We start from the raw sequence: 24,067 nt of genomic DNA on the forward strand, positions 1-24,067 counted from the left end.
GGTGGATGGCCCGGGGCGCCGTCGGCGGCCGCCGGTAGACTCGGGGTGATGACTCAGCACGGCGCGCCCGACGGGATCGAGGAGGTCCCCTGGGACCCCGACGAGTTCCTCCCGCCCGACGACGAGTGGGCCCCGCCGCCCCCGGCCGACGCCCCGCCGTCGGCGCAGCACCGCAGCCGGCCCCAGAGCCCCAGCCAGCCCCAGGGCGGCCGTGCCGCGCCCGCGAAGTTCGACTCGGCGCTCGACGCGCTCCGCACCGTCTTCGGCTACGACGACTTCCGCGGCGACCAGGCCGCGATCATCGAGCAGCTCGCCGGCGGCGGCGACGCCGTGGTGCTCATGCCCACCGGCGGCGGCAAGAGCCTCTGCTACCAGATCCCGGCGCTCCTGCGCGAGGGTACCGGCATCGTCGTCTCCCCGCTGATCGCGCTCATGCACGATCAGGTCGACGCGCTCCAGCGCAACGGCGTCCGGGCCGCGTACCTCAACTCGAGCCAGGCGCCGGCCGAGCGCGCCGAGGTCGAGCGCGCCTACCTCGCGGGCGAGCTCGACCTGCTCTACATCGCCCCCGAGCGGCTGAACAGCGAGGGCGCCAAGCGCTTCCTCGCGCGCGGCAGCATCTCGCTCTTCGCGATCGACGAGGCGCACTGCGTCGCCCAGTGGGGTCACGACTTCCGGCCCGACTACCTCGCCCTCGCCGAGCTCGCCGAGCGCTGGCCCGAGGTGCCGCGCATCGCGCTCACGGCCACCGCGACCGAGGCGACGCACCGCGAGATCACCGAGCGGCTCTCGCTCGGCGACGCGAAGCACTTCGTCGCGAGCTTCGACCGGCCGAACATCCAGTACCGCATCGCCCCCAAGCTCGAGCTGCGCAAGCAGCTGCTCGACTTCGTCCGCACCGAGGGCGTCGACGCCGACGGCCGCCCGGTCGCGGGCATCGTCTACGCGCTGAGCCGGGCGAGCACCGAGAAGATCGCCGCCTTCCTCGCGGCGAACGGCGTCGACGCGATGCCGTACCACGCGGGCCTCGACCCCGAGCTGCGCCGCCGCACGCAAGACCGCTTCCTCCGCGAGGACGGCGTCGTCGTGGTCGCGACGATCGCCTTCGGCATGGGCATCGACAAGCCCGACGTGCGCTTCGTCGCGCACGTCGACTTGCCGAAGTCCGTCGAGGGCTACTACCAGGAGACCGGCCGTGCCGGCCGCGACGGGCTGCCGTCGACGACCTGGCTCGCCTACGGCCTGCAAGACGTGGTGCAGCAGCGCCGCATGATCGACGAGAGCCCGGGCGACCTCGCCCACCGGCGCCGGCTCGCCTCGCACCTCGACGCGATGCTCGCGCTCTGCGAGACGGTGCAGTGCCGGCGCCAGAACCTGCTCGCCTACTTCGGCGAGCAGAGCGAGCCGTGCCGCAACTGTGACACCTGCCTCGAGCCGCCCGCGTCCTGGGACGGCACGGTCGTGGCCCAGAAGTTCCTCTCGACCGTGGTCCGCCTGCAGCGCGAGCGCGGTCAGCGCTACGGCGCCGGGCACCTCATCGACATCCTGCGCGGCAAGCGCACCCCGCGGGTCGAGCAGTACGGCCACGACTCGCTCGCGACCTGGGGCATCGGGCAGGAGCTCAGCGAGCAGCAGTGGCGCGGCGTGGTGCGTCAGCTCCTCGCGCAGGGGCTCGCGCAGACCGTCGGCGAGTACGGCGTGATCGGCCTGAGCGAGGCGTCCGCCGAGGTGCTCGCGGGTGCGCGTCAGGTGCACTTCCGCACCGAGCCCGAGCGCCCCGGCCGCAGCCGCGGCGAACGCCGGGCGGCCCCGGCCGCGGCCGATCTCGAGCCGGCGCAGGCCGAGCTCTTCGAGGCGCTCCGCGCCTGGCGGGCCGGAGTGGCGCGCGAGCAGGGCGTGCCCGCGTACATCGTGTTCGGCGACGCGACGCTCCGCGCGGTCGCCGTCGCGCGGCCCGGCAGCTTGGCAGAACTCGACGGCATCACCGGCATCGGCGCCAAGAAGCGCGAGGCGTACGGGGAGGGGCTCATCCAGGTCGTCCAGGCCGCCTGACAAGGCGGGACTCGAAAACCTAGCGACATTCGGTTTATGCTGGCTGCACCGAGCCCGAGCATGAAGGAGTGCAGGCATGACCGACCAGCAGCAGACGACTCTCAACACCCGCTACCGCGACGCGAGCCTCCCGGTCGCCGAACGAGTTGAGATCCTCCTCGCGCAGATGACGCTCGAGGAGAAGGCCGGGCTCTTCTTCCAGACGATGATCGGCATCGGCGAGGGCGGCACCCTCTCCGAGGGGGATGCGACGTTCGGCCTGCCCGCCACCACGGACTACGTGCTCGACCGCCACATGACCCACTTCAACGTGCTGCAGGCGCCCGCCGACGCGGGCCAGATCGCCGAGTGGCACAACCGCCTCCAGGAGCTCGCCGCCTCGACGCGGCTCGGCATCCCGGTGACCATCTCGACCGACCCCCGCCACTCGTACACCGACAACCCGCTCGCCGGCCTCCTCGCGGGCGCCTTCTCGGTCTGGCCCGAGACGATGGGCCTCGCGGCGATCGGCGACGAGGAACTCGTCGAGCGCTTCGCCGACATCGCCCGCCAGGAGTACACGGCCGTCGGCATCCGCGTCGCCCTGCACCCGCAGATCGACCTCGCCACCGAGCCGCGCTGGTCGCGCGCCCTGCAGACCTTCGGCGAGGACGTCGAGCTCGCGAGCCGCCTCGGCGCCGCCTACATCCGCGGCTTCCAGGGCGAGACGCTCGGGCCGGACTCGGTCGCGACGATGACGAAGCACTTCCCCGGCGGCGGCCCGCAGCTCGACGGCGAGGACCCGCACTTCGCGCACGGTCGCGAGCAGGTCTACCCGGGCGGCGAGTTCGAGCTGCACCTCAAGCCCTTCGAGGCGGCCTTCGAGGCGGGCACGAGCCAGATCATGCCGTACTACGGCATGCCCGTCGGCACCGAGTACGAGGAGGTCGGCTTCGGCTTCAACAAGTCCGTCATCACCGGCCTGCTCCGCGAGCGCTACGGCTTCGACGGCATCGTCTGCACCGACTGGGGCCTCATCAGCGACTCCGAGATCATGGGCGCGCCGTTCCCGGCGCGCGCCTGGGGGGTCGAGCACCTCGCGCCGCGCGAGCGGATGAAGAAAGTCATCGACGCCGGCTGCGACCAGTTCGGCGGCGAGGCGGTGCCCGAGCTCCTCGTCTCGCTCGTGCGCGACGGCGAGCTCAGCGAGGAACGGCTGGATGTCTCGGCCCGCCGTCTGCTGCGGGAGAAGTTCGTGCTCGGCCTGTTCGATCGGCCGTTCGTCGACGTCGACCGCGCCCGCGAGCTCGTCGGCCGCGCCGACTTCGTCGCGGCGGGCGAGGCGGCCCAGCGCGCGGCGATCGCGCTGCTCGTGAACCGCGAGCGCGAGCTCCGCGGGGCGCCGGCCGCCCCCGTGCTGCCGTTCGCGCGCGGACTGAAGCTCTACGTCGAGGGCATCGACGCCGAGATCGCGGGGGAGTACGGCACGGTCGTGGCGAGCCCCGCCGAGGCCGACGTCGCGGTGCTCCGCCTGCAGGCGCCCTACGAGGAGCGCCCCACCTTCTTCGAGAACTTCTTCCACTCCGGCTCGCTTGACTTCCCCGCCGACGTCGTCGCGCACGTGCGCGAGGTCGCGGCGGCGGTGCCGACGGTGGTCGACGTCTTCCTCGACCGACCGGCCATCCTCACCCCCTTCGTCGACGAACTCGCGGCGCTCACCGGCAACTGGGGCGCGAGCCCGCGCGCCGTGCTCGACGTGCTGACGGGGGCCGCCGAGCCCAAGGGCCGGCTGCCGTTCGACCTGCCGTCGAGCATGGCGGCGGTCGAGGCGAACCGGCCCGACGTGCCCTTCGACACGGCCGACCCGCTGTTCCGTCACGGCCACGGTCTCGCCTACTGACCGGTCTCGTCGCTACGATCGGGGCCAGGCGCCGCATCGGGCGGCGGGATCCGGGGGGATCGACATGGGACAGGTCAAACGGCCCGGCGGGGTCACGCTCGTCGCGGTGCTGACGTGGATCTCGGGGTTGCTCGACATCATCGGCGGCACGCTGCTGCTCTTCCAGACGAGCGTGGTCGCGACCACCGACGCCTTCGGCGGCGCGAGCGGCCTCATCGCCTCGGCGATCGTGTCGATCCTCATCGGCGCCATCGTGATCGTCGTCGCGAACGGGCTGCTTCGCGGCAGCGCGGTCTCGCGCATGGTGATCACGGTGATCGAGGTGCTCTCGATCATCGCGTCGATCTTCTTCGCGATCGCCTATCCGGCGGGCGCCATCGGCGAGTACTTCTCGGCGGCGATCGCGGTGATCGTCATCGCGCTGCTCTGGACCGGGCGGGCGAACGCCTTCTTCCGCGGCTGAGCGAGTCGGCACCGCGGCGCTTGTCGAACATCCAACGGGCGCGGATGCCTCGTTTGTAGACACTGCACAGCAGCCGACGACGCTCGGCCGGGCCCGCTTGTCGCCGGTCGACCGAGCGTTTCGGGTGCCGCGGGGCCGGTCGTAGCGTGAGGGGACACCCACGAAGCGAAGTCGGAGGCGAGACCGAAGATGGTTGACACTGCAGCGCGCACCGAGGCGAAGCCCGCCACCCCTGCCGCCCGTTCCGCCGGGGGGCCGAAGGTCGACGTCGCCGCCCTCGGCCGGCAGCTGCTCGGCACCTGGGCCGACATCCGCCTCGCCTCCCGCGAGCGCGCGGCGATGCCGGAGCTGCAGCGCATCGAGGGCCAGACGATGGCCGAGCACCGCGAGCGCGTGCTGGGGCAGCTGAAGCTGCTCGTCGAGCAGGGGGCCGTGCACCGCGCCTTCCCGAAGGCGCTCGGCGGCGAGGACGACCACGGCGGCAACATCGCCGCCTTCGAGGAGCTCGTCATCGCCGACCCGAGCCTCCAGATCAAGTCGGGCGTGCAGTGGGGCCTCTTCGGCGCCGCGGTGCTGCACCTCGGCACGAAGCCGCACCACGAGAAGTTCCTGCCGGCGATCATGTCGCTCGAGGTGCCCGGCGCCTTCGCGATGACCGAGATCGGCCACGGCTCCGACGTCGCGGCGATCGCGACGACCGCCACCTACGACCCCGAGACCGAGGAGTTCGTCATCCACACGCCGTTCCGCGCGGCGTGGAAGGAGTACCTCGGCAACGCGGGCCTGCACGGCAAGCACGCGACGGTCTTCGCGCAGCTCATCACGAACGGCGTGAACCACGGCGTGCACTGCTTCTACGTGCCGATCCGCGACGACGAGGGCAACTTCCTGCCCGGCGTCGGCGGCGAGGACGACGGGCTGAAGGGCGGCCTGAACGGCATCGACAACGGCCGCCTGCACTTCACGAACGTGCGGATCCCGCGCGAGAACCTGCTGAACCGCTACGGCGACGTGGCCGCCGACGGCAGCTACTCCTCGCCCATCCAGAGCCCGGGCCGTCGCTTCTTCACGATGCTCGGCACCCTCGTGCAGGGCCGGGTCTCGCTCGACGGCGCCGCGACCGTCGCGAGCGCGATGGGCCTCACCATCGCGATCACCTACGGCAACCAGCGCCGCCAGTTCACCGCCTCGAGCGACACCGAGGAAGAGGTGCTGCTCGACTACCAGCGCCACCAGCGCCGGCTGCTGCCGCGGCTCGCGACGACGTACGCGCAGTACTTCGCGCACGACGAGTTCCTCGTGAAGTTCGACGCCGTGTTCAGCGGCGCCGCCGACAGCGACGACGACCGTCAGGACCTCGAGACCATCGCGGCCGCGCTGAAGCCGCTGTCGACCTGGCACGCCCTCGACACGCTGCAGGAGGCGCGCGAGGCGTGCGGCGGCGCCGGCTTCATCGCCGAGAACCGCATCACGGGCCTGCGCCACGACCTCGACATCTACGTCACCTTCGAGGGCGACAACAACGTGCTGCTGCAGCTCGTCGCGAAGCGCCTGCTCACCGACTTCTCGAAGCAGTTCAAGAACGCCGACGCGGGCGCCATGGCCCGCTACGTCGTCTCGCAGACGGCCGAGCGCGCGTACCACGGCACCGGCCTGCGCCGCCTCGGTCAGACCATCGCGGACTTCGGCTCGACGGCGCGCTCGGTCAGCGAGCTCCGCGACGAGGCATCCCAGCGCGAGCTCCTCACCGACCGCGTCGAGACGATGATCGCCGAGATCGCCGGCCGCCTGCGCGACGCGCGCAAGCTGCCGAAGGCCGACGCGGCCGCCGCGTTCAACCGCAACCAGAACGAGCTCATCGAGGCGGCGCGCGCCCACGGCGAGCTGCTGCAGTGGGAGGCCTTCACGCGGGCGCTCGCCCGCGTGGAAGACGAGGGCACGAAGCAGGTGCTCACCTGGGTGCGCGACCTGTTCGGTCTCGGCCTGCTGGAGAAGCACCTCGCCTGGTACCTGATGCACGGCCGGCTCTCGCCGCAGCGGGGGCAGGCGGTCGGCGCGTACATCGACCGCCTCGTGGAGCGCCTGCGGCCCCACGCGCAGGACCTCGTCGACGCCTTCGGCTTCCGACCCGAGCACCTGCGCGCCACGATCGCGACGGGCATCGAGCAGGAGCGGCAGGACGAGGCGCGCGCCTGGTTCGAGGAGCAGCGCCGGGCCGGCACCCTGCCCGTGCCGGAGAAGTCCGCCAAGAAGTAGCGCTCGAGACGTAGGCTTCGGGCATGCGCCGACTCGTCCGGATCCTCGTCTCGATCGTCGGGGTCCTCGCCCTGCTCGGCGTGCTGTTCCTCGCCTACGCGCACACGGTCATGCAGGGCGAGCGCCCCGCGGCACTCGCGGCGTGGCAGGACGACGCCGTCACGATCACCTCCGCCGAGGCGGGCATCGTGATCGAGCCGGCCGAGCCGGGCACCGGGCCCGCGAGCGGCCAGGGCCTCGTCTTCATCCCGGGCGCGAAGGTCGACCCCTACGCGTACCTCTTCAAGCTCTCCGGCGTCGTCGAGGAGACCGGGCTCACGGTCGTCATCACGAAGCCGACGCTGAACCTCGCCTTCTTCGACACCCGGCCGCTCGCGACCTTCACGGCGCTCGCGCCCGGCATCGACGCCTGGTGGGTGGGCGGGCACTCGCTCGGCGGCGTGCGCGCCTGCCAGCTCGCCGGCGACGCGGATGCCTCGGGCGACGCCGAGGTGCTCGGCGTCATGCTGTTCGGCTCCTACTGCGCGAACGACCTCTCGGGTTCCGAGCTCGCGGCGCTCAGCGTCTCGGGCTCGAACGACGGCCTCTCGACGCCGGCGAAGATCGAGGGCGCGAGCGGGCTGCTGCCGCCCGGCGCCGAGTTCGTCGAGCTCGAGGGCGTCAACCACGCCGACTTCGGCGACTACGGCGTGCAGCCGGGCGACGGCGAGTCGACCGTCGACGATGCGGAGGTGCGGCGCGAGCTCGCCGCGGCGGTGGCGGCGTTCAGTCGTTCGGCGGGCGCATGACCGCGCCGGTGGCGAGGCCCACGAGGAGCCCCGCGGGCAGCCACAGCCAGAAGCCGGTCCAGAGGCTCACGCCGACGCCGACGAGCGCCCCCACGATGATGCCGACGATGAGCTGCTTGCGGCGGGCGGGGGAGAGCGGAGCGCGATCGGCCATGCTGCCAGCCTAGGCGGCGCGGGGCGGGTCTGGTGGGCGGCGCCCGGCGCCGCTAGGTTCAGTTCGATCAGCGTTCGGGGCGGATCGGTGAGGAGGACCGCGATGGTCGAGATCGTGCGGATGCCGCCGCGGCTCGTGATCGGCGTGCCGGTACTGGCGGGCTTCGAACGGCTCTCCGCGCTCGTGCCGGAGGCGTGGGAGACCGCGTTCGCCGAGTTCGCCGGCGACGGCCGCCCCTTCGCCGAGGCGAGCACGCGGGTGGGCGGGCGGTACCACGAGGTCGTCGGCGTGCTCGCGGCGCCGGACGCTCGGCGCGACGGCTTCGTGCACGCACTCGTCCCCGGCGGCGAGTACGCCTACCTGGAGCACCGTGGCCCGCGGAGCGGGATCGCCACGGCGTTCGGCGAGATCGAGGGATGGCTGCGGGAGCGCGGTCGCGCCGTGGGTGCCGCGAAGCTCGACATCGGCTACCGCGCGGACGGCACGGACGAGACGCACGAGCTGTTCGTCTCGATCGCTCCCTGAAGGAGGGGGTTCTGCGCGAGCGGGTCTCGCGCGGGCGCGCTCAGATCAGGCCGAGCGAGCGCACCTGCTCGCGCTCGTCGACGAGTTCGGCGACGGAGGCGTCGATGCGGTGCCGGGCGAACTCGTCGATCGCGAGGCCCTGCACGATGCGCCAGCCCCCGTCGACCGACTCCACCGGGAACGAGGAGACGAGCCCCTCCGGCACCCCGTAGGAGCCGTCGGACACGACCGCCGCGCTCGTCCAGCCGTCGGGGGTGCCCTGCACCCAGTCGCGGACGTGGTCGATCGTGGCCGCCGCGGCCGAGGCGACCGAGGAGGAGCCGCGCACCTCGATGATCTCCGCGCCGCGCTTGGCGACCCGGGGGATGAACTCGCCCGCGAGCCACTCCCGGTACCCCTCGTGCCCGAGCCGGGCGGAGAGCAGCGCGGGGATCGCGTCGCCCGCCGCCGTGGCGTGCGCGAGGTCGGGGAACTGCGAGGCCGAATGGTTCCCCCAGATGGTGACGCCGCGGATGTCGGCGACGGGGGTGTCGGTCGCGACCGCGAGCTGGCCGAGCGCGCGGTTGTGGTCGAGGCGGGTGAGCGCGGTGAAGCGCTCGGCCGGCACGTCGGGCGCGTGCGCCGAGGCGATGAGCGCGTTCGTGTTGGCCGGGTTGCCGACCACGACGACGCGGATGTCGTCGGCCGCCGCCGCGTTGATGGCCGCCCCCTGCGGTCCGAAGATGCCGCCGTTGGCCTGCAGCAGCTCGGCGCGCTCCATGCCCGCCGTCCGCGGCCGCGCGCCGACGAGCAGGCCGAGGTTCGCGCCGGAGAACGCGGCGTGCGCGTCGTCGGTGACCTCGACGCCGGCGAGCAGCGGGAACGCCGAGTCCTGCAGCTCGAGCGCGGCGCCCTCGGCCGCCCGGAGCCCCTGGGGGATCTCGAGCAGGTGCAGGCGCACCGGCGTCTCGGGCCCGAGCAGGGCGCCGGAGGCGATGCGGAACAGGAGGGCGTATCCGATCTGGCCGCCGGCCCCGGTGAGGGTGACGGTGACCGGCTTCTTCGCTGCCATGCCTCGAGCCTACGCCCGCCGCGCGGCTGGCATCCTGAGCAACGCTCGTCGTCGGGCGGGTTCAATCGGTCAGACCAATCGGCGCGGCGCGCGCGCGAGGCATCCCGACGCGGATACCGTGGCCCCATGCGTGAGTTGTACCCGGAGATCGAACCGCTCGAGACCGGCATGCTCGATGTCGGCGACGGTCATCACATCTACTGGGAGGTCTCGGGCAACCGGGCCGGCAAGCCCGTGGTGTTCCTGCACGGCGGTCCGGGCGGCGCCACCAAGCCGGCGCACCGGCGCCTCTTCGACCCCGAGAAGTACCGCATCGTGCTCTTCGACCAGCGCGGCTGCGGGCTGTCGATCCCGCACGCCTCGGAGCCCGACGCGAGCCTCGCGACGAACACCACCTGGCACCTCATCGCCGACATCGAGCGGCTGCGCGCGCACCTCGGCATCGACCGCTGGCAGGTCTTCGGCGGCTCCTGGGGGAGCGCGCTCGGCCTCGCGTACGCCGAGACCCATCCTGAGCGGGTGACCGAGCTCGTGCTGCGCGGCATCTTCACGCTCCGCCGCGCGGAGCTCGACTGGTTCTACGAGGGCGGCGCGGCGGCGCTGCTGCCCGACCGCTGGCGCGAGTTCGTCGAGCCCGTGCCGTACGGCGAGCGCTCGCACCTCATCGAGGCCTACGGGCGGCTGCTCAGCGACCCCGACCCCGCCGTGCACCAGCCGGCCGCGATCGCCTGGGCGCGCTGGGAGGCCGCCGCGATCACCCTGCTGCCGCAGCCCGAGAATCTGGAGGCCTACGGCTCGCCCGAATTCGCGACCGCCTTCGCCCGCATCGAGAACCACTACTTCCGGCACGGCGGCTGGTGGGAGGAGGGCCAGCTCATCCGCGACGCGGTGCGCCTTCGGGACATCCCCGCCGTGATCGTGCAGGGCCGCTACGACCTGTGCACGCCCATGATGACCGCGTGGGACCTGCACGTCGCGTGGCCGGAGGCGGAGCTGCGGATCATCGACGACGCCGGCCACGCCTTCGACGAGCCCGGCATCCTCGACGCGCTCATCGAAGCGACCGACCGCTTCGCCGCCGACGTCGAGTGGGAGGAGCCGGTCGACGACGACGCGGATGAGACCGACGCAGACGACGTCGTCGACGACGACGCCACTGACGAGACCGACGCCGACGACAGCAGCGAGCTCGACGACCCGGACATCGAGACGGGACGCCCCGAGGCGGAGTAGCGTCGCAGCATGACCTTCGACCCGAACGCCGACATCAGCGGCGGCAAGGCCTCCAAGCGGGGCCGGACCACCGGCATCGCGGTCGCCGGCGGCGGCGGCGTGCTCATCGTCCTCTTCCTCGTCTCGCAGCTGCTCGGCGTCGACCTCACGGGCCTCGCGGGCGGCGCGGGCGGAGCCGGGCAGCAGCAGGAGGTCGTCGAGGACTCGAGCCTCGACACCTGCCTCACCGGGCAGGACGCGAACGAGCGGGTCGAGTGCCGGATGAAGGGCGCTTCGGCCTCGCTCGAGACGTACTGGGAGGCGGAGGCCCCCGAGCTCGGCGTCGCCTACCGCGCGCCGAACGACTTCGTGATGTTCGACCAGGCGGTCTCGACGGCGTGCGGCCAGGCGTCCTCGGCGACGGGGCCGTTCTACTGCCCGCCCGACGAGACGATCTACCTCGACGTCACCTTCTACGACGAGCTGCGCACCCGCTTCGGCGCGCAGGGCGGCCCGCTCGCCGAGATGTACGTCATCGCCCACGAGTGGGGCCACCACGTGCAGAACCTCGCCGGCGTGCTCGAGTCGACTCGCGACGGCCAGACCGGGCCGAGCTCGAACGCGGTGCGCGTCGAGCTGCAGGCGGACTGCTTCGCCGGCGCCTGGGCGGCCGCGGCGTCGAGCACGAAGGACGACGACGGGGTCGCGTTCCTGAAGCCGATCACGCCCGCCGAGTACCGCTCCGCCCTCGATGCGGCGGCCGCGGTCGGCGACGACCACATCCAGCAGTCGATGCAGGGCCAGGTCATGCCGCACACCTTCACCCACGGCACGAGCGAGCAGCGCATCCGCTGGTTCGAGACGGGCTTCGACGGCGGCGCGGGCGCCTGCAACACCTTCGACGTCGCGGGCGGCTCGCTCTAGTCCCGGGGCGTCGCCGTGGATTTCGTGCGACCCGCGTCATGATCCGCCCCGGCCCGCGTCTCTTCCATGACGGCCGACAGGTCGTCAGCGTGAGCGATTGGGATGGGACATGCGACGACGCACGCCACCGGTGCAGCACCGGGAGTTCTTCCGGGCCGTGAATTCCGAGGAGGTCATCGCCTGCCTGTGCACCTGCACGCGGGCGGCCGACCACTGGTACGGGGCGCCGATCGGCGCTCCGGCGCTGACCGCCGAGGAGCTCCTCGGCACGGTCGATCGCGAGCCGGTCGGCGAGGCCGCGGCGCGCGCCTGAGCGTCGGGCGGCGGGACGGGACGGTGTCCCGGCCGCGCCGTCCCGCCACCCGGGCATATTGTTACACAATCTGCGGGAGGCGGCGAGCCCCCGCTCAGCCGCCCGAGCGGGCGTCCCCGACCGCGGTGACCACGGCGTCGACGTCGTGCTCGGTGGCGGGCAGGCCCGCCTGCTCCAGGCGCTCGGCCACCATCCGCCGCACGTCGTCGACGTTGCCGAGCAGCGCGTCGCCCCGCACCTGCTCGATCACGCCCTCGAGCTTCCGGCCGCGGTCGGCGTCGTCGTGACCCTCCTGGATCGGTTCGGACTGGGTGTGCTGCTCGTCTCGTGCGTCCATGGCCCGATGATCGCACCCGTGCCGGGCCCGCCCCAGGGCCTTGACACGCGCCGCGCACCCCTCGCGCCGAGCGGCGGCGCTGTGCCAGACTCGACCCCGTCGGCCGGGGCCCCACGGCCGGGGGATCGGGGGATGCGGTGGACGACGCGACGCGACTCGGGGCCACGCAGCTCGGCGCCACCGACCCCGTCGGCGGCCTGAGCCGGGCCGAGGCCGCGCGCCGCGCCGCGGCGGGGCTCGCGAACATCGCGACGGATGCCTCGAGCCGGAGCCTCTGGAGCATCCTCCGCGCGAACGTCTTCACCCTCTTCAACGGCATCGTCGTCGGTGGCTTCGCCCTGCTCTTCGCGCTCGGCCGCTGGCAGGACGCCCTATTCGGCTTCGCCGCGATCGCGAACGCCGCGATCGGCGTCACCCAGGAGTACCGCGCCAAGCGGGCGCTCGACCGCCTCGCCCTCCTGCACGCGCCGAAGGCGCGGGTCGTCCGCGACGGCGAGGAGCAGGAGCTCGCCGTGCGCGAGGTCGTGCTCGGCGACCTCCTCGTGCTCCGCGCCGGCGACCAGGTCACCGCCGACGGCGTCGTGCTCGACGGGCTCCGCCTCGAGGCCGACGAGTCGCTCCTCACCGGCGAGTCCGACCCCGTCGACAAGCTGCCGGGCGACCGCGTGCTCTCGGGCTCGATCATCGTCGCGGGCCAGGGCTCGGTCGAGGTCACGGCGGTCGGCGACCAGGCGTTCGCGGCGACGCTGACCGCCGAGGCGAAGCGGTTCTCCCTCGTCGCCTCCGAGCTGCGCAGCTCCGTCGACCGCATCCTGAAGTGGATCACCTGGGCGATCTTCCCGATCATGATCGTCGTCGTGAACGCGAACATGCAGGCCGCGGGCGGCTGGCAGCACGCGATCGAGAGCGGGGCGTGGCGGGATGCCGCGACGGCCTCGGTCGCGGCGGTGATCGCGATGATCCCGCTCGGCCTGGTGCTGATGACGAGCATCGCCTTCGCGGTGGGCGCCGTGAAGCTCGGCTCGCACAAAGTGCTCGTGCAGGAGCTGCCCGCGGTCGAGGGCCTCGCCCGCGTCGACCTCATCTGCCTCGACAAGACCGGCACGATCACGACGGGCGACGTGCGCTTCGACGGGGTGCACGAGCTCGGCGAAGCCCGGCCCGCCCACTGGGAGCGCGTGCTCGCCTGGCACGGCGCGGAGCCCGAGGCGAACGCGACGGCCCGCTGCCTGGCCGAGCGCTTCCCCGACGACGAGGGGCTCGCCCCGGCGGAGCGCATCGAGTTCTCCTCCGGGCGCAAGTGGAGCGCGGTGTCCTTCGCCGACGGCGCCGCGGGCACCTGGGTGTTCGGCGCCCCGGAGTTCGTGCTGGCCGACGGCGCCGGGCCCGAGCGCGGTGCGGCCCTGGCGCAGGGGCGCGAGCTCGCCGCGAGCGGTCGGCGCACGCTGCTGCTCGCGCACGCGCCCGAGCCGCTCGACGCCGGCCTCGTCGAGCAGGCCGCGCTGCCGGGCGGACTCGTGCCGGTCGCCCTGCTCACCTTCCGCGAGGTGGTGCGCGACGACGCGGCATCCACGCTCCGCTACTTCGGGAAGGAGGGCGTCGAGGTCCGCGTGATCTCCGGCGACAGCCCGCTCACCGTCGCCGCCGTCGCCCGCGAGGTCGGCCTCGACGCCGGCGAGGGCTTCGACGCCCGCGAGCTGCCGGACGACCCGGCCGAGCTCGGCCGGGTGCTCGACGAGCACCGCGTGTTCGGCCGGGTGACTCCGGTGCAGAAGCGGGCGATGGTGCACGCGCTGAAGGAGCGCGGCCACACCGTCGCGATGACCGGCGACGGCGTGAACGACGCGCTCGCGATCAAGGACGCCGACATGGGCATCGCGATGGAGTCGGGCTCCGCCGCGACCAAGGCGGTCGCCCGCATCGTGCTCCTCGACAACCGCTTCTCCCACCTGCCGGGCGTCGTCGCGGAGGGACGGCGGGTCATCGCGAACATCGAGCGGGTGTCGATGCTCTTCCTCTCGAAGACCTCGTACGCGATCACGATGTCGGTGCTGTTCGGCATCCTGCTCTGGGCGTTCCCGCTGCTGCCGCGCCAGCTCTCCGTGACCGACGGCCTCACCATCGGCATCCCCGCCTTCCTGCTCGCGCTGCTGCCGAACTCCCGGCGCTACGTGCCCGGCTTCCTGCGCCGCTCGCTGTCGTTCGCGATCCCGGCGGGGCTCGTGGTCGCGGCGGCGATCACCGCGGTCTCCGGGATCGCTCGCGCGACGGGGGACGCCGAGGACGCCGTGCGCACGGCGTCGATGGTGACGCTCGCGCTCATCGGGCTGTGGATCCTCGGCGTCCTGTCGCGCCCGTTCACCTGGATCAAGGCGGGCGTGGTGCTCGCGATGGTGGCCGGGCTCGCGCTCGTGCTCGTGGTGCCGATCGCGCAGCAGTTCCTCGAGCTCGCCATGCCGGGGCGGGAGACGCTCACCGCGATGGCCTGGGCGGTGCCAGTCGCCTGGGTGCTGATCGAGGGGATCGGCTTCTGGCACCGCCGCCGGTTCGGCGCGGCCTCCGAGATCGAGGTGAAGCGGGTCAGGCGCCGGAGCTGAGCTCCGCCGCCTCCGGCTGCTCCGCTCCGGCAGGGCCGCGGCCCCGTCCGCGCAGGAACAGCACCGCCGCGAGGAAGCCGACCGCCGCGACGATCGCGGCCCCGAGGAACGCCGCCGCGTAGCCCGAGGTCAGCCCCGCGGCATCCGTCCCGCTCGTCGCCGCGGCGCCGACCGCGGTGAGGATCGCGAGGCCGACCGCCGAGCCGATCTGGTAGCTCGTGTTCACGAGGCCGGAGGCGACACCCGCCTCCTCCGGGCGGGCGGCGCTGATCGCGGTGCCGAGCGACGGCACGAAGGCGAGCGCCATGCCGAACGCCGCGACGAGCGAGGCCGGCAGCACGTCGACCGCGTACGCGCCGTCCGGGCGCACGAGGGCGAGCCAGCCGAGCCCGACGGCGAGCAGCACGAAGCCCCACACGATGAGCGGCTTCGCCCCGAACCGCGCCTGCAGCCGCGGCGCGAGCGCCACCATGACGACGACGATGAGGGCGGTCATCGGCAGGAGCGCCGCGCCCGAGGCGAACGCGCCGGCGCCGAGCACCTGCTGCAGGTACAGGTTCAGGAAGAACCACATCGGCACCCACGCGGCGCCGAGGAGGAGCTGCGCGAGGTTCGCGCCGCCGAGCTGCGGGGCGCGGAAGATGCCGAGGCGGAGCAGCGGCGTGCGCCGGCGGGCCTGGATGACGAAGAAGAGGGCGAGGAGCACGGCGCCGACGATGAGGCCGACGATCGTCTCGGGCCCGCCCCAGCCCGCTTCGGGCGCGCGGACGACGGCGTACACGATCGCCGCGAGGCCGAGCGTCGCCGTGATCGCCCCGCCGACGTCGACCGAGCCGCGTCCGCCGGGCACGGCGGGCAGCGCCGCGGGCGTGAGCGCGATGACGAGGATGGCGATCGGCACCGTGACGTAGAAGACCCAGGGCCAGCTCGCGTACTCGGTGAGCACGCCGCCGAGGAAGACGCCCGCGGTGCCGCCGATGGGGGCGGCCGCTCCGTAGACGGCGAAGGCGCGGGGGAGCTCCGGCGTGCCGCCGAAGAGCGCCATCAGCAGCGAGAGTGCGGCCGGGGCGATGAGCGCAGCTCCCGCGCCCTGCACGGCGCGGCCGACGATCTCGGTCACCGCGTCGGGGGCGGCGCCGGCGAGGATCGAGCCGATCGCGAGGATGACCCAGCCGGCGATGAAGACGCGGCGGGCGCCGAGCACGTCGGCGAGGCGTCCGCCGAGGAGGAGCAGGCCGCCGAAGGCGACGACGTAGGCGTTGAACACCCACGACAGCGACTCGGGGGAGAAGCCGAGGGCGGCCTGCATGTCGGGCAGGGCGACCCCGATGATCGAGGTGTCCATGATGACGACGAACTGGGCCGCGGCGATGAGCGCGAGGCCGAGGCCGCGGCGCCCGCCGGATCTGCTGCTGGGTGACATCGTTCTGCTCCGTTTCGGATGAGGCTCGGGGCATTCGGTTGTTAATACCCCTAGGGGGTATAGATATAGTGGAGGGTGGCTGCGGCGTCAAGTCGCGTGACCTCGTTAGCATGGCGGGAGAGAGACGGGAGCCTCGATGACGGACGCGCACGGCCAGCAGATCGCCCCTGGGTGGTACCCCGACCCCGCCGGCGGCGGCGGACAGCGATGGTGGGACGGGATCGGCTGGACCGAGCACGTCGCGCCGGCGACGGCGCCGGCAGCCCCGGCAGCCCCGGCAGCCCCGGCGGCCCCGGCAGCCCCCGTCGCGCCGGCCGGCCCCGCGCCGTACCAGCCGTACGGCACGCCGGTCCACCGCGTCCCGGACGGCACGCCCACCGGCACCGTCTGGATCTGGCTCGTCGTGCTCCTGCCGCTCGTGCCGCTCGTGGCGCTCTTCTTCTGGGACGTGCGCGGCTATCTCGAGGCCTCGATGGCGAACCCCTACGGGGGGACGACCGCGATGTTCCTCGACCCGGGGTACCTCGCCCTGATGGTGCTCGGCTGGGTCACCTACGGCCTGTCCGTGTGGTTCTCGTACCTCGACTACGCCGCCCTCGGCAAGCTCGGCTACGCGCGCCGATTCCACTGGGCGTGGACCTTCCTCTCCGCCCTCGTCTACGTCATCGGGCGGTCGGTGTTCGTGCGCCGTGAGGCCGGCGGCCGCGGCATGGCCCCGCTCTGGGTCGTCATCGCCGTGAACGCGACGAGCTTCGTCGTGGTGATGATCTGGACGGTCTGGCTCATCACGCAGGTCATCGACTTCGCGCGCTCCGTGCCCATGGCGGGCTACTGAGATGCGCGGGACGGCGCGGATCGACGGCGCGGCGGTCGGGCGGTGGAGCCTCCGCCTGGACGCCCTCTACTGCGCCGTGCTCGGCGCTGCCGTGGCGCTCTTCGCGGGCCCCATCGCGGAGTCGCTCCGCCTCCCGATCCCGCTCGTCGCGGCGATCGGCGTCGCCGTCGTGGTCTGGGCCGGCCTCGTCGCGTGGATGCTCGCGCGGCTCCCGCTGCGCCGCGCCCTGCGCTTCGTGATGTTCGCGAACGTGGGCGCCGCGCTCGCCGTGGGGGCCGTCTCACTCGCCGCCGCGACCGTGTTCGTCGTGCTCGCGGTGCTCGCGGTCGCCGTCGACGTCGCCCTCTTCGCGGTCAGTCAGGCGGTGGCGCTGCGGGGGCTCCCCGCGGCCGGGTAGCCCGCCGCTCGCTCAGCGGTTCACGACGCCCCCGCATCCGATCCGGATGCGGGGGCGTTCGCGTGCCCCCAGGCGCCGGCTCGTAACGGTTTGAAAACGTCACTAGGAAATCATGTTGTGCGTTTCAATAACTCCCCCTAGGCTCGCAGACGTTCACGCCGACGGCCTCGCCGCGGCACCCGCGACGGGGCGACGGATGCCTCGGTGACACAAGGATGTGCGCAGTGACAGCACCGACCCTCAAGCGCTCGCTCGGCATGTGGGCCATCGTCGGACTCGGCCTCGGCTACATGGCCCCGGTGACCGTGTTCGACACCTTCGGCATCGTGAGCGAGGAGACGGACGGCGTGGTGCCCTTGGCCTACCTCGTCGGCCTCGTGGTGCTGCTGTTCACCGCCGTCAGCTACGGCGCGATGGTGCGCGCGTTCCCGGCCGCCGGCTCCGCGTACACCTACACGCGCGAGGCGATCCATCCGGCGCTCGGCTTCCTCGTCGGCTGGGCCTCGCTGCTCGACTACCTGCTGCTGCCCGTCGTGAACGCGGTGATCATCCGGCTCTACATGGAGCAGTTCTTCCCCGAGGTGCCCGGGGCGGTCTGGGTGGTCGGGGTCGCGGCCCTGCTCATCGGCCTCAACGTCGTGAGCGTGAAGGCGACGTCGCGGGTGAACGGCGTGCTGCTCATCGCCGCGCTCGCCGGCATCGCGGCGTTCCTCGTGCTCGCGGGGCTGCAGATCTCGAAGGGCATGGGCACCGGCACGCTGTTCTCGCTGCAGCCCATCTGGCACGACGGGGTGCAGCTGTCGGCCGTGCTGGCCGGCACCACGATCGTGGCGTTCTCCTTCATCGGCTTCGACGCGGTCACCATGTACGCCGAGGAGGCGAAGCACCCGAACGCGGTGCCGCGGGCCGTCATGCTGACCGTGCTGATCGGCGGGGCGATCTTCTTCGCCGGGGCCTGGTTCGCGCAGTCCGCGTTCCCGACGCTCGACGCCTTCGAGTACACCGACGACACGCTGCCCGAGCTCGCGCTCTTCGTCGGCGGCCAGGCCTTCCAGCTCCTCTTCGTGGCCGTCGCCTTCGCCGCGGCCGTCGCCTCGGGGCTGTCATCGCACGCGAGCGTCTCGCGGCTGCTCTACGTGATGGGCCGCAACGGCGTGCTCGCCCCGAAGCGCTGGTTCGGCTCGGTGAGCCCGCGCTTCCGCACGCCGGTGTTCACGACCGTGCTCGCGGGCCTCGTCGTGCTGCTCGCGATCACGCCCACGCTCGACCTCATCTCCTCGGTCATCAACTTCGGCGCGCTCATCGCCTTCACCTTCGTGAACCTCGCCGTCATCGCCCACTACGCGATCCGCCTGGGCCGCCGGCGCACGCCCGCCGACATCGTCCGCTTCATCGTGCTGCCGATCCTCGGCGCGGCCGGCACGGGGCTGCTCTGGGTGCACCTGAGCGCGGACGCGATGATCCTCGGCACCGTCTGGACCGCCGTCGGCCTCGTCATCCTCTTCGCCGTTACCCGCGGCTTCCGCCGCCCCGTCGCCGAGCTCGGCATCGACGAGGCCGACGCCACCGACGGGCCGGATGCCGACGAGGCATCCGAACCCGAGGTGCCGACCGTGCCGACGCGCTAGCCCTCCGGGCGCGTCCGACCCCACCCATCCACCCCCAGAAAGGAACGCGAATGCGCAACCCCACCCGCACCAGGCGTCTCGTGGCGATCGGCACCGCGGCCGTCGTCACCGGGCTCCTCGCCGCGTGCACCCCGGCCGCCCCGGCCTCCGACGCGGACGCCGCCGACACCGTGCTGACGAACGGCTTCGTCTGGACCGTCGACGCCGAGAACAGCGTGCAGCAGGCCGTCGCCATCACCGACGGCGAGATCGTCTACGTCGGCGACGACGCCGGCGCGAAGCAGCTCATCGGCGAACGCACCGAGGTGATCGACCTCGACGGCAAGATGGTCATGCCGGGCATGCAGGACGCCCACGTGCACACCTTCCTCGGCGGCGACAAGCTCACGGCCTGCAACCTGAACTTCGAGTCGCTCACGATCCCGCAGTTCCAGGACAAGATCCAGGGATGCCTCGACGAGGAGGGCGACACCGACAAGCCCCTCATCGTCGAGACCTGGTACCGCCAGGCGATGCAGCCGCAGGGCGTCACGGTCGACAAGAGCGTGCTCGACGCGCTCGACACCGACCGCGCCGTGCTCGTCTACACGACCGACGGGCACTCGGTGCTGCTGAACTCCACGGCGCTCGAGGCCGCGGGCATCACCTCGGAGCACTCCGGCCCGCCGCACATCGAGGTCGACGCGAACGGGGTGCCCAACGGCATCCTCGAGGAGGGCGCGGCGTTCATGGCGCGCGGCAAGATCGTGCCGCCGCGCACCCTCGACGAGAGCGTGGCCTCGGCGTCCGCCGCGATGTCGGCGCTCTCCGCCGTCGGCGTCACCGCGTACATGGACCAGCTCTCGGGCGAGGACGTCGCCTCGGCGATGACCGAGCTGCGCGAGCGCGGCGAGCTCACGACGCGCGTGTTCCTCGCGCCGAACGTCTCCGCCGAGCTCGGCAAGGCCGACCCGCGGGCAGCGGTCGACGAGGTGCTCGCCTACCGCGAGCAGTGGGCGACGGATGCCTCGGCCCAGGAGCCGGGCATCGCGGTGAACAACGTCGCCGAGTTCGGCCTCGACGGCGTGCTGCAGGCGCCCGCGCTGACCGCGTCCTTCCTCGAGCCGTACTACGTGAACGTCGGCACCGAGGAGGCGCCCGACTGGCAGCCCGGCACCGACGCGGGACCCGAGCCGACGTACACGGCCGAGCAGATGGGCGCGATCGTCGCGCTGCTCCTCGACGAGGACATCACCCCGGAGCCGCACGCGATCGGCGACCGCGCGGTGCGCACGGCCCTCGACGCCTTCGAGATCGCCCGCGCCCAGTCCGACTCGGACACGCCGCTCGCGATCGCGCACGCGGAGTCGGTGCATCCCGACGATCTGGCGCGCTTCGCCGAGCTCGACGTGCTGCCCGCGATGGGCCTGCAGTGGGCGAAGCCCGCGTTCGACTCGATCGACGCCGCGCAGGACACCCTCGGCCCGGAGCGCTTCGCCCGCACCGAGCCCATCGGCAGCCTCGCCGACGCGGGCGCGCAGGTCGCGAACGGCAGCGACTGGCCGGTCGACCCGCTGAACCCCTTCGCCTCGCTGCAGATCTCGATGACGCGCGAGAACCCCGAGGGCGGCGACCGCTTCCCCGGCAAGCTCGGCGAGGACCGCGGTCTGACCGTCGAGGAGGCGATCCGCGCGATGACGATCAACCCGGCCCGCATCATGCACGGCGACGCCACGAGCGGCTCGATCGAGGTCGGCAAGTACGCGGATCTCATCGTGCTCGACCGCAACCTCACCGAGATCCCGGCGGACGAGATCGTCGACACGAAGGTCGAGCTCACCCTGCTCGGCGGCAAGGCGGTCTACGGCAAGCTCTGAGCCGCCTGATCACGCCCTGATCGCGCCCGCCGGATCGTCGACAGCACCACGTCGAGGGTCCGGCGGGCGTCGTCCGGGGAGATCAGGCCCGCGAGCCAGCGCTGGCTGAGCCCCTCGACCAGCGCGGTGAGGAGCTCGGCCACGGCCTGCGGCGCCGCGGCCGTCACGATCGAGCCGTCGGCGAGGCCGCGCAGGATGCCGATGGTGACCTGCTCGTTCCACCGCTCGGTCGCCCGCCGCACCGCCTCGGCGAGCTCAGGGTCCTCGATGGGCAGCGCGGTCACCTCGTTCCAGATGAGGTTGAGGTCGCGCACCTCGGGGGAGTCGTCGAACTCGGCGTGCAGCGCGCCGCGCAGCGCCTCGTAGCCGCTCGCCTCGCGGTCGAGGTGCAGCAGGTTCACCGAGGGCGCGCGCTCCGCGGCGTACTGGAACACCCCGCGCACGAGCGCCTGCCGGTTCGGGAAGTGGTAGTAGGTCAGCTGCGGGGTGACGCCGGCGAGCGCCGTGATGTCCTTGACCACGAAGGCGTCGAGGCCGCGCTCGCCGATCACCTGCGCCGCGGCGGCGAGGATGCGGTCCCGCTTCGAGGCGGGCTTCTGCGTCTCAGTCGGCATCCGACGCCCCGCCCTCGAGGACCGCGCCCGTGGCGAGACCGAGCAGCTCGAGCCCGCGCTCGGCCGGCAGCAGCGAGGAGCGGACCCGCTGCTGCAGCCCGTCGACGAGGGCGGTGAGGGCCGTCGCCGCCTCGGCCGCAGCCTCCGGGTGCGTCTCGGCGAGGCCCGGCACGGCCGCGGTGACGAGGCGGGTCATGCCGCCGTTCCAGCCGGTGAGCGTCTGGGCCAGGGCCGGGCGGATGGCGGGATCGAACGCGGCCGCCCGCATCGCCTCGGCATACACGCGGTCCTGCCTGGCGGCCTCCGCGTCGACGCCGATGTGCTGGCTCAGCGCCGCGCGCAGCCGCTCGGCCGGCGGCAGCTCCGTCGAGGGGCGACGGTACGCGTAGTTGGCGAGGGCCTCCGCGAGCGCCGCCCGGATCAGATCCTGCCGGTTCTCGAAGTGGTAGTAGAGGAGGCCGAGCGACACGTCGGCGGACTCCGCGACCGCCTCGACCGTCACACCGCGCACCCCGTGCTCGCTCAGCAGCTCGGTCGCCGCTCCGAGGATCGCGGCACGCGTCGACGCGGCCTTCGAGGGCTTCGGCGCCGTCGGCGTCTGCGTCGACGCCGGGGGCTGCTGGGCTGCGGGCACGAGTCTGATTCTACGGGCGTGGTGCGGACGGCGGATGCCGGGAGGGCCCCCGCTCGCTCAGGCGAACAGCAGCGACACGAGGACCGGAACCACAATCGCGACGATCGGCGCTGCGGCGAACATGACGATGGTCGCGACGAGCGCGAACCGGGCGTCCGAGCGGCCGAGGCCACCGAGGCGGCCGGCGCCGGCGAGCCCCCTCACGGCGAACACGATCGTGGTGATGGTGATCGCCAGATACGGGAGGAACCCCATCCAGACGACGATCAGCCCGATCGTTTGCAAGGTCGGCGACGGGACGAACGTGAGGGCGATCGGCACGAGCCAGAACACGGCTCCGACCGCGATCGTCCACGGCGCGAGCCTTCTCGCGGTCGCCGCGGCACGGTTGGACGGCGGGGCCCAGGCGGCCTGCGGAGTCGCGGTCATGCTCGACCCGACCGTTCGAGCTTCCGGGTGCGGGCACTGCCCAGCGCCCAGCCGGCGGCGAACGCGCCCAGCGCCACCGCGACCACGAGCAGCGCGATGCCCCAGCTGCGCGCGGGCGGCACCGGCGACAAGCCGCCGACGAAGCCGAAGTCGCGGCTGGGCTGATAGGCGAACCACCCGAACGAGGCGCTCGAAGCCGGGAGCAGAATGAGCACGACCCCGACTATGGCGAGGACTGCCGCGCCGACACCCATCGCTACGAGACCGATCTTCATCGCTGCTCCTTCACGCGTGGCGGATCCTGGACAGCGTAGCCGGGGCCGATTCGCGGCGGGGGAGCACACGAAGCGAAGGCGCAAACTCCTGCGCCTGATGTTTGGAGGGATGATCTCGGGACGCTGCGCCGGATCGCCTCGACAGAACGGCAGTTCGTAGGAGTTTCGCGCTCTCGTCACCTCAGTCTCCTTTCTCGTGGCCGTGAACTGCCCGTAGCGTGGGAGCGGAGATCATCGGAGGATCCCAATGAGCACCATCAGCACTAGCGGAACCGAGAATTTCCCGACCACGAGGGCAGGCCTGCTCGCCGGGGCTGGCATTGTCGCCCTCATCCTGTTCATCTCAGCGGCGCAGGCCGCGGGTACGTGGTTCCTCGGGACTTCGGTGACATTCGTCCTCTTCGTCGTGCTGCTCCTCATGCTGCCGAGGCTGTTCAAGCCGCGGGGGAGCCGACTCCGCGCGCCAGTCACGCAACGGCAGTCGGGGTGGATCTACATGGGCACGATCGCGTTTGGTGCCATCTTCGTCACGACGACGCTGATCACCGGACAGCCGCTCTGGGCTCTCGTAGCCGGTATCGCAGTCACCGTCGCGACGCTCGCCGCGCTGATCGCGCTTGCGACTCGTCGTGGCGGGGAAGTGGCGCTCGACAACCAGCGGCAGAGCGAATAGGGACCGCGCCGAAGGGGTGACCCTCCAGACGGGGAGTCACCCTTTCGGTGCGTTCGTTCGCCCTCTCGGGACGAACTGGGTGCGGCCTGCGACACTCAGGACGTGGACGGGCGGCGAGATGCCTCCTTCACCGCCGCTGGGGCGAGTGATCACCCCGACTCGCGGTGGACTCCTGTCGAGTTGCTTCCTTCGGGGGAGGGCGTCCTGGTACGGGAGGTCCTCGTCAGACTGGTCTCCGCTATGCGGCAGTGTGGTCGACACCAAGGGATCGGCTACCTGAGCTGACTCGGTGCGAGCGAAGGGTGGGGACTCGCACGGCCTCCCCACCGAAACAAAAACCCCCGCTCTCGCGGGGGTTTCGCTGTGGCTCCGACCGGCATCGATCCGGTGACCTTTCGATTTTCAGTCGAACGCTCTACCAACTGAGCTACAGAGCCTCGGGGCATCCGATGAAACGGTGCCTCGATAAGGAGAAAGCCCCTTCTCTCGAAAGGGAAAGGGCTTGTCGCCTGAGCGACCCTGACGGGACTTGAACCCGCGACCTCCGCCGTGACAGGGCGGCACGCTAACCAACTGCGCCACAGGGCCTCGTAATGAGACTATTCAATTGTAAAACCTTCGAGAGTGACCCCAACGGGATTCGAACCCGTGCTGCCGCCGTGAAAGGGCGGTGTCCTAGGCCACTAAACGATGGGGCCGGGTGGGAGTGCTTGCGCTCTCCCGCCGACAGCCAAGCATACGGGTTTCCCGCC

The 24,067-nt window shown here is 72.3% G+C and carries 23 protein-coding genes and 3 tRNA genes; 15 read left to right on the forward strand and 11 right to left on the reverse strand.

Going from position 1 to position 24,067, the window contains the following annotated elements:
• The first annotated feature begins 48 nt into the window (after positions 1–48).
• The 5 genes from recQ (at position 49) to IEY71_RS01645 (ending at position 7,438) form a co-directional block, all read left to right on the forward strand.
• Entirely contained in the window at positions 49–2,052 is a 2,004-nt protein-coding gene (gene recQ / locus IEY71_RS01625; RefSeq protein WP_189083570.1) for a DNA helicase RecQ, read from the forward strand.
• A 76-nt stretch (positions 2,053–2,128) separates the two neighbouring features.
• Positions 2,129–3,931, forward strand: a complete 1,803-nt coding sequence (locus IEY71_RS01630; RefSeq protein ID WP_189083571.1) for a glycoside hydrolase family 3 protein — start codon at positions 2,129–2,131, stop codon at positions 3,929–3,931.
• 64 nt (positions 3,932–3,995) lie between these two features.
• Complete coding sequence (locus tag IEY71_RS01635) at positions 3,996–4,394, forward strand: DUF7144 family membrane protein (RefSeq protein ID WP_189083572.1); 399 nt, start codon at positions 3,996–3,998, stop codon at positions 4,392–4,394.
• Between the two features lie 189 nt (positions 4,395–4,583).
• On the forward strand, positions 4,584–6,650 hold the full coding sequence (locus IEY71_RS01640) for an acyl-CoA dehydrogenase family protein (protein ID WP_189083573.1): 2,067 nt from the start codon (positions 4,584–4,586) through the stop codon (positions 6,648–6,650).
• Positions 6,651–6,673: 23 nt separating this feature from the next.
• Positions 6,674–7,438 carry an alpha/beta hydrolase gene (locus IEY71_RS01645; protein WP_189083574.1) on the forward strand — a complete coding sequence of 255 codons (765 nt, stop codon included), beginning with the start codon at positions 6,674–6,676 and terminating at the stop codon, positions 7,436–7,438.
• On the opposite strand, the gene IEY71_RS01650 is transcribed toward IEY71_RS01645, so the two are convergent.
• Complete coding sequence (locus IEY71_RS01650) at positions 7,416–7,592, reverse strand: HPP family protein (RefSeq protein ID WP_189083575.1); 177 nt, start codon at positions 7,590–7,592, stop codon at positions 7,416–7,418. The two genes, IEY71_RS01645 and IEY71_RS01650, sit on opposite strands and share 23 nt — an antisense overlap.
• Positions 7,593–7,694: 102 nt before the next feature.
• On the opposite strand from IEY71_RS01650, the gene IEY71_RS01655 reads away from it, so the two are divergent.
• Positions 7,695–8,117: a GyrI-like domain-containing protein gene (locus IEY71_RS01655; protein WP_189083576.1), complete on the forward strand. Its 423-nt coding sequence runs from the start codon at positions 7,695–7,697 to the stop codon at positions 8,115–8,117.
• Between the two features lie 40 nt (positions 8,118–8,157).
• Here the strand turns inward: IEY71_RS01655 and IEY71_RS01660 are convergent, their stop codons facing one another.
• Positions 8,158–9,168: a malate dehydrogenase gene (locus tag IEY71_RS01660; RefSeq protein ID WP_189083577.1), complete on the reverse strand. Its 1,011-nt coding sequence runs from the start codon at positions 9,166–9,168 to the stop codon at positions 8,158–8,160.
• Between the two features lie 126 nt (positions 9,169–9,294).
• On the opposite strand from IEY71_RS01660, the gene pip reads away from it, so the two are divergent.
• From pip to IEY71_RS01675, 3 genes are all read left to right on the forward strand, one after another.
• Positions 9,295–10,401 carry a prolyl aminopeptidase gene (gene pip, locus IEY71_RS01665; RefSeq protein WP_189083578.1) on the forward strand — a complete coding sequence of 369 codons (1,107 nt, stop codon included), beginning with the start codon at positions 9,295–9,297 and terminating at the stop codon, positions 10,399–10,401.
• Positions 10,402–10,410: 9 nt separating this feature from the next.
• Entirely contained in the window at positions 10,411–11,304 is an 894-nt protein-coding gene (gene ypfJ / locus IEY71_RS01670) for a KPN_02809 family neutral zinc metallopeptidase (RefSeq protein WP_189083579.1), read from the forward strand.
• A gap of 109 nt (positions 11,305–11,413) precedes the next feature.
• Positions 11,414–11,617, forward strand: a complete 204-nt coding sequence (locus IEY71_RS01675) for a hypothetical protein (RefSeq protein WP_189083580.1) — start codon at positions 11,414–11,416, stop codon at positions 11,615–11,617.
• A 94-nt stretch (positions 11,618–11,711) separates the two neighbouring features.
• Here IEY71_RS01675 and IEY71_RS01680 read toward each other — a convergent pair whose 3' ends face one another.
• Positions 11,712–11,954: a hypothetical protein gene (locus tag IEY71_RS01680; protein ID WP_189083581.1), complete on the reverse strand. Its 243-nt coding sequence runs from the start codon at positions 11,952–11,954 to the stop codon at positions 11,712–11,714.
• Between the two features lie 137 nt (positions 11,955–12,091).
• Here IEY71_RS01680 and IEY71_RS01685 point away from each other — a divergent pair, with 137 nt between their 5' ends.
• Entirely contained in the window at positions 12,092–14,551 is a 2,460-nt protein-coding gene (locus IEY71_RS01685; RefSeq protein ID WP_189083582.1) for an HAD-IC family P-type ATPase, read from the forward strand.
• Here the strand turns inward: IEY71_RS01685 and IEY71_RS01690 are convergent.
• Positions 14,535–15,974 (reverse strand): MFS transporter, encoded by a 1,440-nt coding sequence (locus tag IEY71_RS01690; RefSeq protein WP_189083583.1) that lies wholly within the window; start codon positions 15,972–15,974, stop codon positions 14,535–14,537. The two genes, IEY71_RS01685 and IEY71_RS01690, sit on opposite strands and share 17 nt — an antisense overlap.
• A 136-nt stretch (positions 15,975–16,110) precedes the next feature.
• On the opposite strand from IEY71_RS01690, the gene IEY71_RS01695 reads away from it, so the two are divergent.
• From IEY71_RS01695 to IEY71_RS01710, 4 genes are all read left to right on the forward strand, one after another.
• Complete coding sequence (locus IEY71_RS01695; RefSeq protein ID WP_189083584.1) at positions 16,111–16,809, forward strand: DUF2510 domain-containing protein; 699 nt, start codon at positions 16,111–16,113, stop codon at positions 16,807–16,809.
• Between the two features lies 1 nt (position 16,810).
• A complete protein-coding gene (locus IEY71_RS01700) occupies positions 16,811–17,206 on the forward strand; it encodes a hypothetical protein (RefSeq protein ID WP_189083585.1) in 396 nt (131 codons plus the stop codon).
• A gap of 215 nt (positions 17,207–17,421) precedes the next feature.
• Positions 17,422–18,834 carry an APC family permease gene (locus tag IEY71_RS01705; RefSeq protein WP_189083586.1) on the forward strand — a complete coding sequence of 471 codons (1,413 nt, stop codon included), beginning with the start codon at positions 17,422–17,424 and terminating at the stop codon, positions 18,832–18,834.
• 50 nt (positions 18,835–18,884) lie between these two features.
• A complete protein-coding gene (locus tag IEY71_RS01710; protein WP_189083587.1) occupies positions 18,885–20,690 on the forward strand; it encodes an amidohydrolase in 1,806 nt (601 codons plus the stop codon).
• Here IEY71_RS01710 and IEY71_RS01715 read toward each other — a convergent pair.
• Genes IEY71_RS01715 through IEY71_RS01730 form a run of 4 tightly spaced genes read right to left on the reverse strand, consistent with a single transcriptional unit; the run spans position 20,675 to position 22,642 of the window.
• Positions 20,675–21,304, reverse strand: coding sequence for a TetR/AcrR family transcriptional regulator (locus IEY71_RS01715; protein ID WP_189083588.1), 630 nt, complete (start codon positions 21,302–21,304; stop codon positions 20,675–20,677). The genes IEY71_RS01710 and IEY71_RS01715 overlap by 16 nt on opposite strands.
• Positions 21,294–21,938, reverse strand: a complete 645-nt coding sequence (locus IEY71_RS01720) for a TetR/AcrR family transcriptional regulator (protein WP_189083589.1) — start codon at positions 21,936–21,938, stop codon at positions 21,294–21,296. Before IEY71_RS01720 ends, IEY71_RS01715 begins: the two co-directional genes overlap by 11 nt.
• Positions 21,939–21,995: 57 nt before the next feature.
• Complete coding sequence (locus tag IEY71_RS01725; RefSeq protein ID WP_189083590.1) at positions 21,996–22,367, reverse strand: hypothetical protein; 372 nt, start codon at positions 22,365–22,367, stop codon at positions 21,996–21,998.
• Positions 22,364–22,642, reverse strand: coding sequence for a hypothetical protein (locus tag IEY71_RS01730; protein ID WP_189083591.1), 279 nt, complete (start codon positions 22,640–22,642; stop codon positions 22,364–22,366). The genes IEY71_RS01725 and IEY71_RS01730 overlap by 4 nt, the downstream gene beginning before the upstream one ends.
• Positions 22,643–22,889: 247 nt before the next feature.
• Here IEY71_RS01730 and IEY71_RS01735 point away from each other — a divergent pair, with 247 nt between their 5' ends.
• Positions 22,890–23,315 carry a hypothetical protein gene (locus IEY71_RS01735; RefSeq protein WP_189083592.1) on the forward strand — a complete coding sequence of 142 codons (426 nt, stop codon included), beginning with the start codon at positions 22,890–22,892 and terminating at the stop codon, positions 23,313–23,315.
• A 364-nt stretch (positions 23,316–23,679) separates the two neighbouring features.
• On the opposite strand, the gene IEY71_RS01740 is transcribed toward IEY71_RS01735, so the two are convergent.
• From IEY71_RS01740 to IEY71_RS01750, 3 genes are all read right to left on the reverse strand, one after another.
• A tRNA-Phe gene (locus IEY71_RS01740) sits at positions 23,680–23,752 on the reverse strand.
• Between the two features lie 77 nt (positions 23,753–23,829).
• A tRNA-Asp gene (locus tag IEY71_RS01745) sits at positions 23,830–23,903 on the reverse strand.
• A 37-nt stretch (positions 23,904–23,940) separates the two neighbouring features.
• Positions 23,941–24,013: transfer RNA gene (locus IEY71_RS01750), tRNA-Glu, on the reverse strand.
• Positions 24,014–24,067: the final 54 nt, after the last annotated feature.

The organism is Agromyces mediolanus, assembly GCF_014648575.1.
GTDB lineage: Bacteria > Actinomycetota > Actinomycetes > Actinomycetales > Microbacteriaceae > Agromyces > Agromyces mediolanus.

What these genes read in the sequence shown, in the direction of transcription:
- IEY71_RS01695 (WP_189083584.1), top strand. Translation starts at nt 16,111, where the DNA reads ATGACGGACGCGCACGGCCAGCAGATCGCCCCTGGGTGGTACCCCGAC.
- IEY71_RS01735 (WP_189083592.1), top strand. Translation starts at nt 22,890, where the DNA reads ATGAGCACCATCAGCACTAGCGGAACCGAGAATTTCCCGACCACGAGG.
- IEY71_RS01690 (WP_189083583.1), bottom strand. Translation starts at nt 15,974, where the DNA reads ATGTCACCCAGCAGCAGATCCGGCGGGCGCCGCGGCCTCGGCCTCGCG.
- IEY71_RS01650 (WP_189083575.1), bottom strand. Translation starts at nt 7,592, where the DNA reads ATGGCCGATCGCGCTCCGCTCTCCCCCGCCCGCCGCAAGCAGCTCATC.
- IEY71_RS01725 (WP_189083590.1), bottom strand. Translation starts at nt 22,367, where the DNA reads ATGACCGCGACTCCGCAGGCCGCCTGGGCCCCGCCGTCCAACCGTGCC.
- pip (WP_189083578.1), top strand. Translation starts at nt 9,295, where the DNA reads ATGCGTGAGTTGTACCCGGAGATCGAACCGCTCGAGACCGGCATGCTC.
- IEY71_RS01655 (WP_189083576.1), top strand. Translation starts at nt 7,695, where the DNA reads ATGGTCGAGATCGTGCGGATGCCGCCGCGGCTCGTGATCGGCGTGCCG.
- IEY71_RS01705 (WP_189083586.1), top strand. Translation starts at nt 17,422, where the DNA reads ATGTGCGCAGTGACAGCACCGACCCTCAAGCGCTCGCTCGGCATGTGG.
- IEY71_RS01680 (WP_189083581.1), bottom strand. Translation starts at nt 11,954, where the DNA reads ATGGACGCACGAGACGAGCAGCACACCCAGTCCGAACCGATCCAGGAG.
- recQ (WP_189083570.1), top strand. Translation starts at nt 49, where the DNA reads ATGACTCAGCACGGCGCGCCCGACGGGATCGAGGAGGTCCCCTGGGAC.
- IEY71_RS01730 (WP_189083591.1), bottom strand. Translation starts at nt 22,642, where the DNA reads ATGAAGATCGGTCTCGTAGCGATGGGTGTCGGCGCGGCAGTCCTCGCC.
- IEY71_RS01630 (WP_189083571.1), top strand. Translation starts at nt 2,129, where the DNA reads ATGACCGACCAGCAGCAGACGACTCTCAACACCCGCTACCGCGACGCG.
- IEY71_RS01700 (WP_189083585.1), top strand. Translation starts at nt 16,811, where the DNA reads ATGCGCGGGACGGCGCGGATCGACGGCGCGGCGGTCGGGCGGTGGAGC.
- IEY71_RS01660 (WP_189083577.1), bottom strand. Translation starts at nt 9,168, where the DNA reads ATGGCAGCGAAGAAGCCGGTCACCGTCACCCTCACCGGGGCCGGCGGC.
- ypfJ (WP_189083579.1), top strand. Translation starts at nt 10,411, where the DNA reads ATGACCTTCGACCCGAACGCCGACATCAGCGGCGGCAAGGCCTCCAAG.
- IEY71_RS01640 (WP_189083573.1), top strand. Translation starts at nt 4,584, where the DNA reads ATGGTTGACACTGCAGCGCGCACCGAGGCGAAGCCCGCCACCCCTGCC.
- IEY71_RS01635 (WP_189083572.1), top strand. Translation starts at nt 3,996, where the DNA reads ATGGGACAGGTCAAACGGCCCGGCGGGGTCACGCTCGTCGCGGTGCTG.
- IEY71_RS01675 (WP_189083580.1), top strand. Translation starts at nt 11,414, where the DNA reads ATGCGACGACGCACGCCACCGGTGCAGCACCGGGAGTTCTTCCGGGCC.
- IEY71_RS01715 (WP_189083588.1), bottom strand. Translation starts at nt 21,304, where the DNA reads ATGCCGACTGAGACGCAGAAGCCCGCCTCGAAGCGGGACCGCATCCTC.
- IEY71_RS01645 (WP_189083574.1), top strand. Translation starts at nt 6,674, where the DNA reads ATGCGCCGACTCGTCCGGATCCTCGTCTCGATCGTCGGGGTCCTCGCC.
- IEY71_RS01710 (WP_189083587.1), top strand. Translation starts at nt 18,885, where the DNA reads ATGCGCAACCCCACCCGCACCAGGCGTCTCGTGGCGATCGGCACCGCG.